This is a genomic window from Spirosoma fluminis (assembly GCF_054778895.1).
In genome coordinates this window covers 129,192-142,727 of sequence record NZ_BAAGZD010000002.1, presented here as the reverse complement: position 1 = coordinate 142,727, position 13,536 = coordinate 129,192, and the positions used below count along the sequence as shown (strand labels likewise).

The window sequence follows — 13,536 nt, the reverse complement described above, 5'->3', positions numbered from 1 at the left end:
GAACCAAACACGATTGACTGATTAAAAAGAGTTATGTGGACAAAAAAAGGACTGATTTATAAACCTGACGGATCGCAGCCATTCAGCCGCACGCACGCACAGGTGCCATTTGGCTTTCCGCTGGAAAATAAGCTGCGTGTCTATTTCTCGACCCGCGATGAAAACATCGCATCGGCCACCTCGTTCGTAGAACTTGATCCACAGGATATATCGAAGGTCACCTACGTTCACGATAAACCATGCCTGACAAAAGGAGCCGTCGGTATGTTCGACGAAACGGGCGCTATGCCGTCGTGGTTCGTACCCGTAGGTGACGAAATCTGGCTGTATTATACGGGCTGGAACAAGAGCGAAACCGCCAGTTATCGTTTGGGTATTGGCTTAGCCATCAGCCGGGATGGTGGACTCACCTTCGAGCGGAAATATACGGGCCCCTTACTCGACCGCTCGATCTACGATCAGGTTTGGGTGGCCCAGCCGTGCGTTATTCGTGAAGGGGGTTTATGGCGGATGTGGTATCTGTCCTGCACCAAAATTGAAGTCATTAACGGCCATCCCGAACCTTTTTATAACGTGAAATACGCGGAGTCGACGGATGGAATTAACTGGCAACGTACCGGTCACGTCTGCGTGGGATACGATGAATTCACCGATGCTATTGGCCGACCAACGGTTTACAAGGATGGTGAGCTATACAAAATGTATTTCTCGTACCGCAACGCAACCAACTACCGCACCGACGTTCAGAAAAGCTACCGGATTGGATACGCCGAGTCGAAAGATGGCCTGAATTGGGAGCGAAACGATGAACGCGCCGGGATTGAACGCTCTGCTGAAGGATGGGACTCCATGATGATGGACTACTGTCATATTTTTGAGTATAACGGTCAGCGAATCATGCTGTACAACGGCAACGGATTTGGGGCGTCCGGATTCGGGTATGCCGTTGAGCAGTAGTGAAAAAAGATCGGATGACTTTTATCAGGCCTTTCTTGCACAATAATCATAGGAGTCAGGCCCTTTGATAGATTACGTTTGTATTATTCGTAGTTAGCGCTCTATTTTGTACAAAACAGTAGGCAGAAATGAAAGAGTTATCAAAATACCTCATACAAGTCAACGCTGAGTTCAAAGACGGTAAGATCGTTCCTGAGATTCCTTACGAAGACGTAATGAAACTCGTCAATGAGCCGAACATTGTTGTTATCCGCACGGGCATTCCGGAAGAAACGCTACGTACAATTATCGACACAACCCGTAGCTGGGCAGCTAAAACCCCTTTGGCTGAGGGCCCGGATACGTTCGACAATAACCAGCATAAGCAGCGGCTTCACATCGCCAAAATACAGCAGGCCCCGCAGTTGTTTCATGACCATACGTTCGATGCCATTCTGGAGCTTGATGAGCCAACCAGGCAGTCGCTGCTGCAGGTCTTCGATCCGATGCGCCGGTTCTGGAACAGCCTGACGGGCAACGACGAAGAATACGGCGTTCGGAAAGGACAGCCATATTTCCACCCGCAGGTTACACATTACCCAATGGGCGGTAGTTTTTTTGGTCGGCACTGGCACCCGCTTAATCCGCAGAAAGTCGGTACGATTCTTGCCCTTAATCAGTACGGGAAAGACTATACATCCGGTGGTACGGGATACGTTATTAACGACCACATTGTGGAAACCGAAGGTTTTCAGGAAATAGGCGATATGATTTTGTTCCGTTACGATTTGCCGCACTGGGTAAGCCCCTCAAGCTTTGCCGATCGGTTTAGCTGGGATGACCCCGCTGGCCGCTGGGTTGCCATTCTGCCGTTTTATGATCCGTGGGGAACACCGGCGGATAAAGATGAGCCGCAAGGCTGGAAAACTCATATTCAGTCGGCTAAAACCGCTACGTCGGAGGCCGCCGTTTAATCAAGAAATACTCATTGCCGAGTGACGGTGAACGGAGTATTCGTTCCTATCTTTGTCGGTGAAACGAAAGCCCGGTCTCTAACGCCCGCCAGGTTGCGTTCGGACCGGGTTTATTTTTCGTATTATGGTTAAAGTAAGCGTCCTGATTATCACCTACAACCAGCAGAAGTTTATTCGTAAGGCTATCGATAGTGCCCTTGCGCAAAAAACGACGTTTCCGATTGAAATTCTGGTTGGTGATGATTTTTCGAGCGATGGCACCCGCGACATCATCCAGGACTACGAGCGCCTGCACCCTGGCCTGGTGAAAGGCGTACTGCACCCACGTAACATGGGTAAAAACGGGGGGATAAACTTTCTGGAAACGCTGAAACTGGCCCAGGGCGAATATTATGCCTTGATGGATGGGGATGACTACTGGACCGATCCGCTTAAGCTTCAGAAGCAGGCCGATCTGCTGGATGCGCACCCCGATTATTCGACGGTGTTTCACAATGCCCTGATTACGTACGAAGACGGGACGCCTTCGCATTTGCTCAACGGTTCGGATATGAAGCCGTTCTATACGGTCGACGACCTGATCGGCGAAGATGAAATCTGGTTCATGGCTACGTCCAGCACCATGTACCGGAACGCAATCAAAGAATATCCAACCTGGTTTCGTGAATCGTCGAGTGGCGATATTCCCAGGCTTATCCTTAAAGCCAAGCTAGGTAAGATCGGGTACATCCCGGACGTAATGTCGGTGTACCGAAAAAACCGGGGAGGAGCCAGCTACGCCGATAACTATTACGAGGAGTCGTTTTTGCGAAATCGGATTCAGATGTACCGCGATATTAATCGCGAACTCGACTACAAGTACGACCGGGTACTCCGCCGGAACATCGCCCGGTACTACCGGATGCTGCTGGACTCGAAGCAATACAAAAACCGCTATTTCAGGCGGGTATTCTACGCCCTGAAATACCTACACTTAGGCCGTCCCGACTGGGAAAAAACGAAATTTGTCATTCGGGACTACGTACTACCCAGGCCCGTTACCAAGTTATACAGTAGTATCCGGCTTCTGCCGCATCGGAATTAAGCCAGCAAGCTTGTAATTTGTAGTGTGCCCGGTGAATGATGGTACTTGCCAAGGGCCGACAAACCAGAATGGATATGAAATTAAGCGTTGTTATACCCGCCTACAACGAGGAAGAATCGTTACCCCCTACGCTACGTGCGTTGTACCAGACACTGGCCAAGCACGGGATTCCGCACGAGATATGTGTTACCAACGATAACTCCAAAGACGGTACGCTTCAGGTACTGAAGCAGTTATCCGCAACGGAAATTCCAACCTTAGTATATTACACCAACCCAGGGCCGAATGGGTTCGGCTATGCGGTACGGTACGGACTGGAACGGTTTTCAGGTGACTGTGTAGCGGTGTTTATGGCTGATTTGTCGGACGATCCCGAAGATCTGGTTAAGTTCTACAACAAGATGGTTGAAACCAATGTCGATGCTGTCTTTGGGTCGAGATGGGGTAAAGATGGGAAAGTAATTGATTATCCGCCCCTCAAAAAATTCATCAACCGCATTGCCAACTTCATTGTCAAGCTGGTAATGGGCATTAAATACAACGATACAACCAACGCGTTTAAACTCTACAAACGCGAGACGATAGAGGGCATAAAGCCTTTTTTGGCCCCCCATTTTAACCTGACCGTCGAACTGCCGCTTAAAGCCATTGTTCGTGGATATACCTACGCGGTGGTGCCCAACAGCTGGACGAACCGGAAGTACGGCGAGTCGAAATTGAAGATCAAGGAGATGGGCAGTCGTTATTTTTTTATTCTGATGTACTGCCTGATCGAGAAATACTTCTCACAGGGCGACTTCAGAAAGAAACCAGCCACGCCTGTAGCGCAGACCGTAAGCCGGTAAGCAATTATTGACTGATAAGCCCCCTGAGGCCGGGAATCTGATAAACGGCCAGCGACTGGATAACGGCCCAGAAAATTCCGCTTATCAGCATGTACAAAAGCAGCTCACTTCGCTTGGCCCGGAAGGAAACGGCAAGTATGGTGCCGCCGATGGGCGTCAGGATTAAGGGTGTCAGTAGCGCGATACCCATTAAACCGGACCGCTTCCAGACGCGTACCGCCATGCGGGTTCGATTGGTGAATCGTTTGGGCTGCCGTGGGCGGTAACGCTGCATCAGAGCCTGCAAAGCCGCACCGGCATACGTAACCACCAGTACGCTTACCATCATTCCCAGCGTTGTACAGATCGCTGTTTCCAGCCAGTTCAGCCCCAGGGCCACTCCTGACAAGGGCCCACCAACAAATTTGATGGTGCTGGCAACGATAACAGATACATACTTGGCAACTTGCATAACAGGGCTTTTCTCTAGAACAACACGCTAAAAATACTCGTTGTTTAGTTCAATGCCGTTACTAGACTCAGCTTATCCGGGGCCGCCTGCTTATCAGTACAATGGCCACCTGCAAACGATACTCCCCAGCCTTACGCGTACCGTAACCGGCGTTACGTATACCCGTCAGCGGCTCACTCTCTTCGACGACGACTTTGTCGACCTGGACTGGATCAAAGGGGGCAACAGCCGACTGGTTATCCTGACGCACGGATTGGAAGGCGACAGCAATCGGCAGTATATGCGGGGAACCGCTAAACTGTTTGCTGCGAATGAGTTTGATGTGCTGGCCTGGAACTGCCGCTCCTGCAGTGGCGAGATGAACCGCGCATTCCGGTTGTATAATCATGGCGAGATTGGCGATTTAGGCGAGGTAATCGGCCATGCTCTGCAAACCGGTACCTATGAGGAAATTGTATTGGTCGGTTATAGCATGGGTGGAAACATTACGCTAAAATATTTGGGTGTGCACGGGTATGAGCTGCCTAGCGCTGTCAAACGGGGTGTTGCGATTTCAGCACCTACCGATCTGGGAGCCAGCGCCCGTATGCTTGACCAGCCCAGCAATCGATTTTACAGAAACCGGTTCATGAAAAAGCTGATTACGAAGCTGACGCAGAAAGCCAATCGGTTTCCAGGACGGCTGGATATGGCCAAACTGCGTTTTGTGAAACAATGGCGCGATTTCGACGAGTTTTTTTCGGCTCCGGTGAATAGTTATCGGGATGCCGACGATTTTTATGCACAGGCGTCAGCCGTTAATTTTATGCCGGCAATAACGGTACCGACGTTGCTGCTGAACGCCCAGAACGATCCACTCCTGACGGCTGAGTGTTCGCCAGTCTGGTTAGCGAAAGAGCATCCTTATATATTTCTGGAAACGCCCGCGCGAGGTGGACACGTTGGTTTTGCGGTTCCCCGTGATAGATATACGTATGCCGAACGCCGGGCACTGGCGTTTGCGAAGAACCTGATTTAAACCGATTCGATCGTGATGAATATTGTTTACACCGACGCTTATACGCTGAATCCGGGCGATCTGGATTGGGAGCCGATTCAATCGCTGGGGAATGTTACGTTCTATGACCGAACCTCGCCCGATCAGCTGCTGGAGCGGATCCGTGATGCTGAGATCGTACTCGTCAATAAAGTCAAACTGAACCGGGACGTATTGAGCCAGTTGCCCAAACTGCGTTATATTGGCGTTACGGCCACCGGCTATGATATAATCGACGTAGCAGCGGCTCGCGAACAGGGAATTATCGTTACCAACGTAAAGGGATACAGCACTGATTCGGTGGCTCAGTTAACCTTCGCCTTACTGCTCGAACTTACGCATCACGTTGGTCGGCACAGCCAAAGCGTTCATGATGGAGACTGGGTACGTTCCGCCGACTTTTGCTACGCCAAGTCGCCTTTGGTTGAACTGGCCGGTAAAACGTTGGGTCTGGTCGGCTACGGGGATATTGGTCAGAAAGTTGCCGAAATCGGGAAAGCGTTCGGTATGCGTATTCTGGTGAACCGCCGGAGCACCTCCCAGCAGGAAAGAGCCGACGTTACGTTTGTTGACCGAAATACGCTCTTTGCGCAGAGCGATGTTGTGTCTCTGCATTGTCCGGCAACGCCAGATACCATTGGCTTTGTTAACCGTGACTTGTTGAACGTAATGAAGCCAACGGCGTATCTATTGAATACCAGCCGGGGAACTTTGCTGAACGAGCAGGACGTTGCTGCTGCCTTGAATAAAGGGAAAATTGCCGGTGCCGGTTTAGATGTATTGTCGGTTGAGCCTCCTAAAGGAGAGAACCCGCTGCTCACCGCCGAAAATTGCCTGATTACACCGCATATCGCCTGGGCGAGTTTTGAAGCACGGAAGCGGTTGTTAGGGCTGGTCACCGACAATATTCAGGCTTTTCTGAACGGAAATCCGCAAAACGTTGTGGCTTAAGTGCCTGCTATCTGGATTAGGTCTTCAATCTGATTAATAATCGTAGCGTTTTCCGGCATGTCAATATCCTGGCCGACGATCTGATAACCCGTAAACAGCAAGTGCGCGTCCGGGAAAGCCTTGACTAATCGGTCAACGAAGGGCTGTACTTCGTGGTTGGAGGGTACGGACGTAATAGCGGTAAATACGTAGTCAGGCTTGTGCACATTGTAGGCAAACACCAGTTCATTGAACGGCAGGCTCTGCCCCAGATAAATCACTTTGTTGTACCGGGCGCGAATGATGTAGTTGGCAAACAACAGGCTGATTTCGTGCAGTTCACCTTCCGGCAAAAACAGCATATATTTCTTCCCGTTTGGGCGCTGTTTGCTCACCTGACCGTCGATGGCTACGATGATTTTCTGACGGATCAGATTGGAAATAAAATGCTCCTGAGCCGGGCCGATTGAGCCGGTTACCCACAGCGTACCAATCCGGCTTAAAAACGGATAGATGACATGAATCATCGTGTTCTCAAAGCCGAATTGCAGGATATTCGTACTGATTATTTTTTCGAAACGCTCCTCATCCAAATCAATCATTGAAATCGTGAGCGCATGAATCTGATCAGGGTAGTTGAGCTGCCGGTCGGATATCTTAATGACCTCCCGGTACATCTCCTCCACGGACAGCTTCGATATTTCCGAGATCTTATAGCCGTGATCTTTCAGCAACGATATATTGAGTACCAGTTTCAGGTCCTGATCGTCGTACGTGCGGATATTCGTATCCGTACGCTTAGGCGAGATGATGTTGTAACGCTGCTCCCAGATACGTAGCGTATGCGCTTTGATGCCGGATAGCTGTTCTAAATCTTTTATTGAATAACTACTCATGAGATAAGATTGCTAGGTGTGAACGACAGCTAACATCAGTACGCACATTAACAAGCAGTTTTGGTAACTGGCTTGGCTACGGATTCACCAAAAATTAATTTGAAATATACGTCAGGAATCGGACTTACAGATCGCTTTCAGCCTGAACAAATTTACTATTATCAACAGATTTATTTAGTTCTTGTTTAATTATTTTTTAAAAAAGATCAACAAATTATGAGATATGAAAAATAGGAACTGTAACACGAGCAGCCATTTTGCCAGTCGGTTTCCTTTACGAAAAGGCAAGGCGTACCAAATCGTAAACAAGACCCCGGAAACCAGCCACCAACCAACGTAATTCTGAATAGGGACGGGTTGGTCGAACCAGGTCCAGAAATCCAGCTCGACGGCCACTGGCTCAATGAAGAAATCCAGTACAACCATCAATGTAGCTGCTATCAGCGTTTTTCCATACGCAGGCAACGCGAGCCGATCGCACACCGATCCGCAGCAGTACGAAAGTGTAAGCCAGTTGATGCCGATAACGGGCGGAACTTCCCAAATGCGGGCGCCTAGGCCCCAGCCATACGCATAGTGCCCAAAGATAGACCCGGTGTGAACGCCGATTACCTCAATAAAATAGCCCGTCAGCACAGCCAGCGCAGCATAGACGTAGAAAGCAGGTCGCCAGTCGGTATGGTACAGGAGCAGAATAACCAGGGAACTGATTAAGGTGAATGGACTAAGCGGCCGGAAATAATCCGCCAGCGCCGGCAGCTGGAGGCCAATGATGCCAGCCAGATAGGCTACAGTCAATACCGTAAGAACGGCGTGGTGATAACGTGGAGCTATTGGAATACTGATAGGCATGCATCAGTAACTGCGCGTATGATCAGAAGGTTAGCCTGTATAAACGAAAAAGCCCCGACAAAATCAGGGCCTTTTACCAGGGTGAAAGACGGGGCTCGAACCCGCGACCTTCGGAACCACAATCCGACGCTCTAACCAACTGAGCTACAATCACCGTTTTGGACTGCAAAAATAACAAATAATGGATAATGTACAATGAATAATCAGTTTTTTGGCGAATTATTCAGTGTACATTATCCAGCATATAATCTTACGCCTGTTTACCCTGTTGGTAGCGCTTTTCGGCAGCATTCCAGTCAACGACGTTAAAATAAGCCGCAATATAGTCGGGGCGACGGTTCTGATACTTCAGGTAGTAGGCATGTTCCCATACGTCGAGGCCAATAACGGGAAAGCCTTTTACGTCGGCTACGTCCATCAGCGGATTGTCTTGGTTTGGGGTAGACGTTACAGCCAGCTCTCCGCCCGGAGTTACCACGAGCCAGGCCCAGCCAGAACCAAAACGGGTAGTAGCGGCTTTGGTGAATTCGTCTTTAAAGGCATCAAACGAGCCAAATTTCTGCGTAATCGCTTCCGCTAATTCACCCGTTGGCTGACCGCCACCGCTGCCCGAAATGGTATTCCAGAACAACGTATGGTTGTAATGACCTCCTCCGTTGTTCCGAACTGCTACCGGTGACTGACTCACGTTGGTCAACAGCTCTTCAATGGATTTATTTTCTAAATCAGTGCCAGCAATGGCATTGTTCAGGTTGGTCACGTAAGCGTTGTGGTGCTTATCGTGGTGAATTTCCATGGTTTGCTTGTCGATATTTGGTTCAAGCGAATCGCTGGGGTAGGGTAGGGGATCTAATACAAAAGCCATTTTACTATGAGTTTGATGGAAGATTATTCGGTTTTGTTAACAACCCCGTTTTCATTTATGTTCTTAAGTGCCTAAAAAACTTCTCAAGTAAGGCTTTGCTTTCGTCGGCCAGCACACCCGCTTCGAGCCGGGTTTTTGGGTGAAGCAGGGGCTGATTCAAGCGGGAATAGCCTCGCTTCGGGTCGTTGGCTCCAATGACAAGCCGACCAATCTGCGACCAGAATAAAGCCCCGGCGCACATCACGCAAGGCTCCAATGTTACGTATAGGGTACAGTCGGGGAGGTATTTACTGCCCAGGTGTTGAGCCGCAGCGGTTATGGCTAGAATTTCAGCATGGGCCGTTACGTCGTTGAGCTGTTCCGTTTGGTTGCGCCCTTTGCCAATGATTCGGTTGCGACTTACCACAACGGCCCCGACCGGAATTTCGCCATCCTCAGCGGCCTCTTCGGCCAGACTGAGCGCTATTTCCATGAAGTAATCATCCGAAAACATAGTACAGTAAAGTTACGTGACCTGAAGGTATGCGCTTTACACGCAAACAGCCATCAGGTATAGGGATGGCTGTTTGCGGGGCTTGTTTATTGTTTTACCAGTTTCCGAATCGTATGTCGATCACCGACCTGAATCCGTAAGATGTATAATCCGTTCGGCTGGCTGCTCAGATCCAGTTCGTTACGTCGGCTACGGGATGTCGATTGCAGGACCGTCCGACCACGCAGATCAGTTACCTCAAAGTTTGCCGGGTCGTGTGTAAGCGGAAGGTCAAGCTCTACGGTCAGCACTGACGTTGTTGGCACGGGGTATGCTTTCACCAGCGGATCAAGGGGGTTGTTCTCAACACCCAGCAGGGGTAGAACCGAAACAGTAGCTGTGCCGGAAATAGCGCCGGTACCGCAAGAATTCGATACGGTTGTTAGCCGATACGTTGTAGTCCGCGCAAGACGCACCTCCGTCACGTACGGGCTTGTGGTCGCCGTTGCCGAATAACTCCGAACGCTGTCGGCGTATGTTATGGTCCAGGGGCCGTCTCCACCGAACGCAATGGTCAGGTTGGCCGGTGATCCTTCGTAAATATCCTGCGTGCCGGTCAGCGTAGCCGTAGGGAGCGACCGTACGGTCAGTATAGTCGGACTGTTAGTGCCGGTGATGCCTATCTCAGGATTGATCGCTTTGACGCGGACGTAGTACTGACCGCTGGGTAATGCCAGCGGCAGCGTACCGGTTACCGGAGAGCCGACCGCGGTGGCGGGTACCGCGTATTTCTTGGCCGTATCGGCCAGACTGGCTAACTCAATATTGAAGCTATTCCCCGGATTAAATTCGCCGGTCGTGGCAAATGGAACCGTCAGCGCCGTACCCGCGCAGAGCGTCGACGTATTGAAGGCAGTAGTCGATACGGTTGGCACACGAACCACTACGGCAGCCGTAGCCGGGTTACCTGGCAAGCCAATACCGCATCCATTCGTAACAGCAATCACCTGATACGTTGTGTTGCCGCGTGGTAACACCATAATGGTCGTGTCGGATCGGAGCGATCGGCCCGAGTAACCATCCGAAATGGTATAGCTGTAGGGAGCAGAGCCGGTAAATTTTAACTGTAATGATGTTCTCCGACCTAAATTGACAGATGTGGCTGCCGGAGCCTGTAACGATAAAGTTGGCGTAGTGTTCACCACCACCCGAATGATTGCGCGTGGGCTATAACAGCCATTTGCCCCGATCTGATAAACATAAAAAGCATCACCTCGCGGGTCAACATTCGTGTTTATAGTTGAAGGCGTAGGGGCGTTGTCGGTGGTCCGCTCATACGGATCAATCCAGCGTAGCCGCCCACCTGATTCGGCAGATGCTTCCAGTGGAGCCGCTTTGTCGTTGATGCAGTAGGAAACTACTGACTTGGCGACTGTCGGCGCAGCTGTGCTGTTGACGGTCACTTGGATCGTTGCTCTGCCGCCTTCGCAGTTGTTTACGGTTTGGGAAACCTGATAATTCAGTACGCCCGTTTGACTAATAGAAGGCGTGGGCGCATTCGGAAATGGATTACCATCCGGATTATACCATCTCAGATTGTCTCCATCGGCTCTCAGCGGTGATACGTTCTGTGCAGGCTGATCGGGCTGCGCTTGACAATACGTAAGATTCGACACAGTCGGCGGAGCTGGCAGTGCATTAACGACAACGGTTATAGTCGCTTTAGGCCCTTCGCAGTTTTCATTCGAGGTCTGAGATACTTTGAACGTTTGCGTACCTACATTATCCGTATTTGGACTTGGAGCGCTACCCAGCAGAGCATCATTTCCTGTGTACCATTTCAGATTCTGCCCGCCGGCAGTTAAGGGATTAGCGTTCTGTTTATTACACAAACTGACTGAACTTACACTCGGTGCAGCTGGCAACGCTTTAATGCGAACATTCAACCCAGCGCGCGTACTCTCGCAACCATTCAGTGACTGGCTGATGTAATACGTAACCGTACCAACATTGTTTGTACTAAGAAGTGGTGCATTTGCGGATGGAGCTCCACCCGTAGCGCTGGTACCATACCAGTTTGGGGTAGCATTAGCGTCCAGCGTCGCGTTTAAAGGTTGTTGTGGCGCGCCCTGACACAATTCCACTAACGAGGCACTGGGGGCGTTTGGGGTGTCTTTTACCTGCACTGGAATAGACGTTCGGTCACTTTCGCAGCTACTAACGGTTTGCGTTACGTAGTAAAGCGTAGTGCCAACCGCAGATGCCGTTGTCGCGGGAACTGTTGGCGTAATAGAACCTGTACCTCCTGTTTGATTTATACCGTACCATTTGAGACTTTGCCCCGTAGCTATTAACGGTTGTGCCGTTTCTCCTTCGCAGTAGGCACTGGGTGGAATGGCCGCTGGAGCGGCAGGCACGGCGTTAACCGTAACGGTCAGAGGAGTACGTGTACTTTCACAGCCATTTACAGTCTGACTGACGTAATAAACCGTGTTTCCAGTCGCAGACGTAGACAGAACTGGTGCTGTTGGCGACGCGGTACCGCCGGTTTGACTGGTACCGTACCAGTTCAGCGTTCCCCCGGCCGAAGGGGTGGCAGCCAGGGAAGTAGCGGTTCGGTTCTGGCAGATTATCGTAGGGCTCACAACCGCCGGCACTGAGGGCGTTGCCTTAACTATAACGGTAATAGCGGCTCTCGGTCCTTCGCAGCCGCCCTGGGTCTGGCTAACGTAATATGTGCTGGAACCAGCCTGCGTGGTTGCCGGAACGCTCGGCGTTGCCGAAGCAGTGCCACCGCTTGCGTTGAGACCGTACCAGTTTAAGGTTGCTCCCGTGGCAGGCGTGGCAGCCAAGGCGGTTGCTGTCTGGCTATGGCAGTAGGAGGGCGCGGCCGCCGTTGCTGGGGCAGGTGGAGCATCGTTTACCCGAACGGCAATGGGCGTGCGGGCGCTCTCGCAACCGTTGACAGTTTGGCTAACGTAGTAGGTGAATGTGCCAGCCTGACTGGTACTTGGTACCGTGGCCTGGGCCGAAGGGGTTCCCCCGGTTGCACTGGTACCATACCATCGTAAGTTTTGGCCGACCGCCGTAAGCGCGGTTGCTGGAGCACCTTCGCAATAAGGCGCGGGGGCAGTGGCCGTTGGTGCCGCTGGCGGACTGGCAACCGTAACCACCACGCTTGCTCTTGGTCCTTCGCAGCCATTCAGCGTCTGGCTAACGTAATACGTGGTACTGCCTGCTGCTGTTATAACCGGAACCGGGGCTGCCGAAGAGCGTATCCCCCCGGTTGCACTGGTTCCGTACCAGTTCAGCGTTGCTCCAGCGACTGGAGTAGCGGTTAGTGCCGTAGCTGGCTGGTTCAAACACAACGTAACCGGGCTCGTTGCCGGCGCATTGGGCTTATCTTTAACTGTTACACTTATGGGTATTCTGGGGCTTTCGCAGCCTCCGACTGTCTGGCTGACGTAATAGAGCGTATTACCAATAACATTGGTGCTTGGCAAAGTAGCTATGCTAGATCGAGTACCCCCGGTTGCACTGGTACCATACCAGTTCAGCGTTCCGCCTGCCGATGGAGTAGCCGTCAGCGCCGTCGCTGCATCACCTTCACAATACGGAGCGGGGGGCGTAGCATTCGGTGCAGGGGGTACATTGATGGTGACCACCGCCAGCGCAGTTGAGCCAACACGAGCCGGAGCACTTGACACGACCCGAATTCGATAAGAGGAGCCAGGATCAACATTGGGTGGTATCTTCGCATTTATGACAAGTCCGGTTGATGTTGTTCCAATGACCGTGGGGTTCGGGAGAAATGCGCCGGTTACGTCTGAGAGTTGAGCAGAGAAGACATTACCGGCGGCAAAGACACCACTCGGTGTAAACGTAACGGTTATGGTTCCTTCGCGACAAACCGAAATAGGTGCCACGGCACCCGTTGTTATCGTCTGGGCGAAGCTTTGCGTAAGCGATACTCCCGCAAAAAACAGCCAGCAAAATAGATAGGCGTAGACATTACGTCCTTTCATAAAAATAGGAGCAGTTAAGGGGATTAAAGTTAACGCATTTGTGAAAAACACAGACTATTATTTCACCAGCAAGCTGTTCAGGGCGCGTCAGCAAATGCCTTGTTTCTGCGCAAAAGATTAATAGTTAGTGGAACATACTAATTGACAGGCTAAGCTAAAGAAGTTACCAA

Annotated in this window: 12 protein-coding genes and 1 tRNA gene; 6 read left to right on the top strand and 7 right to left on the bottom strand. The window is 51.1% G+C overall.

Going from position 1 to position 13,536, the window contains the following annotated elements; all coding sequences use genetic code 11:
• The first annotated feature begins 33 nt into the window (after window positions 1-33).
• The 4 genes from ACYVBJ_RS01045 (at window position 34) to ACYVBJ_RS01030 (ending at window position 3,839) form a co-directional block, all read left to right on the top strand.
• Window positions 34-957, top strand: coding sequence for a hypothetical protein (locus ACYVBJ_RS01045; protein ID WP_460980447.1), 924 nt, complete (start codon window positions 34-36; stop codon window positions 955-957).
• 128 nt (window positions 958-1,085) lie between these two features.
• Window positions 1,086-1,910 (top strand): hypothetical protein, encoded by an 825-nt coding sequence (locus ACYVBJ_RS01040; RefSeq protein ID WP_460980446.1) that lies wholly within the window; start codon window positions 1,086-1,088, stop codon window positions 1,908-1,910.
• Between the two features lie 124 nt (window positions 1,911-2,034).
• Window positions 2,035-2,994 carry a glycosyltransferase family 2 protein gene (locus ACYVBJ_RS01035; RefSeq protein WP_460980445.1) on the top strand — a complete coding sequence of 320 codons (960 nt, stop codon included), beginning with the start codon at window positions 2,035-2,037 and terminating at the stop codon, window positions 2,992-2,994.
• Window positions 2,995-3,068: 74 nt separating this feature from the next.
• On the top strand, window positions 3,069-3,839 hold the full coding sequence (locus tag ACYVBJ_RS01030) for a glycosyltransferase family 2 protein (RefSeq protein WP_460980444.1): 771 nt from the start codon (window positions 3,069-3,071) through the stop codon (window positions 3,837-3,839).
• 4 nt (window positions 3,840-3,843) lie between these two features.
• On the opposite strand, the gene ACYVBJ_RS01025 is transcribed toward ACYVBJ_RS01030, so the two are convergent.
• The gene (locus ACYVBJ_RS01025; protein ID WP_460980443.1) at window positions 3,844-4,290 is read right to left on the bottom strand and encodes a hypothetical protein; all 447 of its coding nucleotides are present in this window, start codon (window positions 4,288-4,290) and stop codon (window positions 3,844-3,846) included.
• A 52-nt stretch (window positions 4,291-4,342) separates the two neighbouring features.
• Here ACYVBJ_RS01025 and ACYVBJ_RS01020 point away from each other — a divergent pair, with 52 nt between their 5' ends.
• Both ACYVBJ_RS01020 and ACYVBJ_RS01015 read left to right on the top strand, forming a co-directional pair.
• A complete protein-coding gene (locus ACYVBJ_RS01020) occupies window positions 4,343-5,308 on the top strand; it encodes a YheT family hydrolase (protein ID WP_460980442.1) in 966 nt (321 codons plus the stop codon).
• Between the two features lie 15 nt (window positions 5,309-5,323).
• Window positions 5,324-6,277 carry a D-2-hydroxyacid dehydrogenase gene (locus ACYVBJ_RS01015; RefSeq protein ID WP_460980441.1) on the top strand — a complete coding sequence of 318 codons (954 nt, stop codon included), beginning with the start codon at window positions 5,324-5,326 and terminating at the stop codon, window positions 6,275-6,277.
• On the opposite strand, the gene ACYVBJ_RS01010 is transcribed toward ACYVBJ_RS01015, so the two are convergent.
• The 6 genes from ACYVBJ_RS01010 to ACYVBJ_RS00985 form a co-directional block, all read right to left on the bottom strand.
• Complete coding sequence (locus tag ACYVBJ_RS01010; protein ID WP_460980440.1) at window positions 6,274-7,152, bottom strand: MerR family transcriptional regulator; 879 nt, start codon at window positions 7,150-7,152, stop codon at window positions 6,274-6,276. The genes ACYVBJ_RS01015 and ACYVBJ_RS01010 overlap by 4 nt on opposite strands.
• 189 nt (window positions 7,153-7,341) lie before the next feature.
• Window positions 7,342-8,004, bottom strand: a complete 663-nt coding sequence (locus tag ACYVBJ_RS01005; protein WP_460980439.1) for a carotenoid biosynthesis protein — start codon at window positions 8,002-8,004, stop codon at window positions 7,342-7,344.
• A 79-nt stretch (window positions 8,005-8,083) separates the two neighbouring features.
• A tRNA-His gene (locus ACYVBJ_RS01000) sits at window positions 8,084-8,159 on the bottom strand.
• 95 nt (window positions 8,160-8,254) lie between these two features.
• A complete protein-coding gene (locus ACYVBJ_RS00995; protein ID WP_460980438.1) occupies window positions 8,255-8,869 on the bottom strand; it encodes a superoxide dismutase in 615 nt (204 codons plus the stop codon).
• A 55-nt stretch (window positions 8,870-8,924) separates the two neighbouring features.
• Window positions 8,925-9,362 (bottom strand): nucleoside deaminase, encoded by a 438-nt coding sequence (locus ACYVBJ_RS00990; RefSeq protein WP_460980437.1) that lies wholly within the window; start codon window positions 9,360-9,362, stop codon window positions 8,925-8,927.
• 86 nt (window positions 9,363-9,448) lie between these two features.
• Window positions 9,449-13,366 carry an Ig-like domain-containing protein gene (locus ACYVBJ_RS00985; RefSeq protein WP_460980436.1) on the bottom strand — a complete coding sequence of 1,306 codons (3,918 nt, stop codon included), beginning with the start codon at window positions 13,364-13,366 and terminating at the stop codon, window positions 9,449-9,451.
• Window positions 13,367-13,536 lie beyond the last annotated feature (170 nt).

What these genes read in the sequence shown, in the direction of transcription:
- ACYVBJ_RS01015 (WP_460980441.1), top strand. Translation starts at nt 5,324, where the DNA reads ATGAATATTGTTTACACCGACGCTTATACGCTGAATCCGGGCGATCTG.
- ACYVBJ_RS01040 (WP_460980446.1), top strand. Translation starts at nt 1,086, where the DNA reads ATGAAAGAGTTATCAAAATACCTCATACAAGTCAACGCTGAGTTCAAA.
- ACYVBJ_RS00985 (WP_460980436.1), bottom strand. Translation starts at nt 13,366, where the DNA reads ATGAAAGGACGTAATGTCTACGCCTATCTATTTTGCTGGCTGTTTTTT.
- ACYVBJ_RS01010 (WP_460980440.1), bottom strand. Translation starts at nt 7,152, where the DNA reads ATGAGTAGTTATTCAATAAAAGATTTAGAACAGCTATCCGGCATCAAA.
- ACYVBJ_RS01025 (WP_460980443.1), bottom strand. Translation starts at nt 4,290, where the DNA reads ATGCAAGTTGCCAAGTATGTATCTGTTATCGTTGCCAGCACCATCAAA.
- ACYVBJ_RS00990 (WP_460980437.1), bottom strand. Translation starts at nt 9,362, where the DNA reads ATGTTTTCGGATGATTACTTCATGGAAATAGCGCTCAGTCTGGCCGAA.
- ACYVBJ_RS01020 (WP_460980442.1), top strand. Translation starts at nt 4,343, where the DNA reads ATGCCGTTACTAGACTCAGCTTATCCGGGGCCGCCTGCTTATCAGTAC.
- ACYVBJ_RS01035 (WP_460980445.1), top strand. Translation starts at nt 2,035, where the DNA reads ATGGTTAAAGTAAGCGTCCTGATTATCACCTACAACCAGCAGAAGTTT.
- ACYVBJ_RS01005 (WP_460980439.1), bottom strand. Translation starts at nt 8,004, where the DNA reads ATGCCTATCAGTATTCCAATAGCTCCACGTTATCACCACGCCGTTCTT.
- ACYVBJ_RS00995 (WP_460980438.1), bottom strand. Translation starts at nt 8,869, where the DNA reads ATGGCTTTTGTATTAGATCCCCTACCCTACCCCAGCGATTCGCTTGAA.
- ACYVBJ_RS01030 (WP_460980444.1), top strand. Translation starts at nt 3,069, where the DNA reads ATGAAATTAAGCGTTGTTATACCCGCCTACAACGAGGAAGAATCGTTA.
- ACYVBJ_RS01045 (WP_460980447.1), top strand. Translation starts at nt 34, where the DNA reads ATGTGGACAAAAAAAGGACTGATTTATAAACCTGACGGATCGCAGCCA.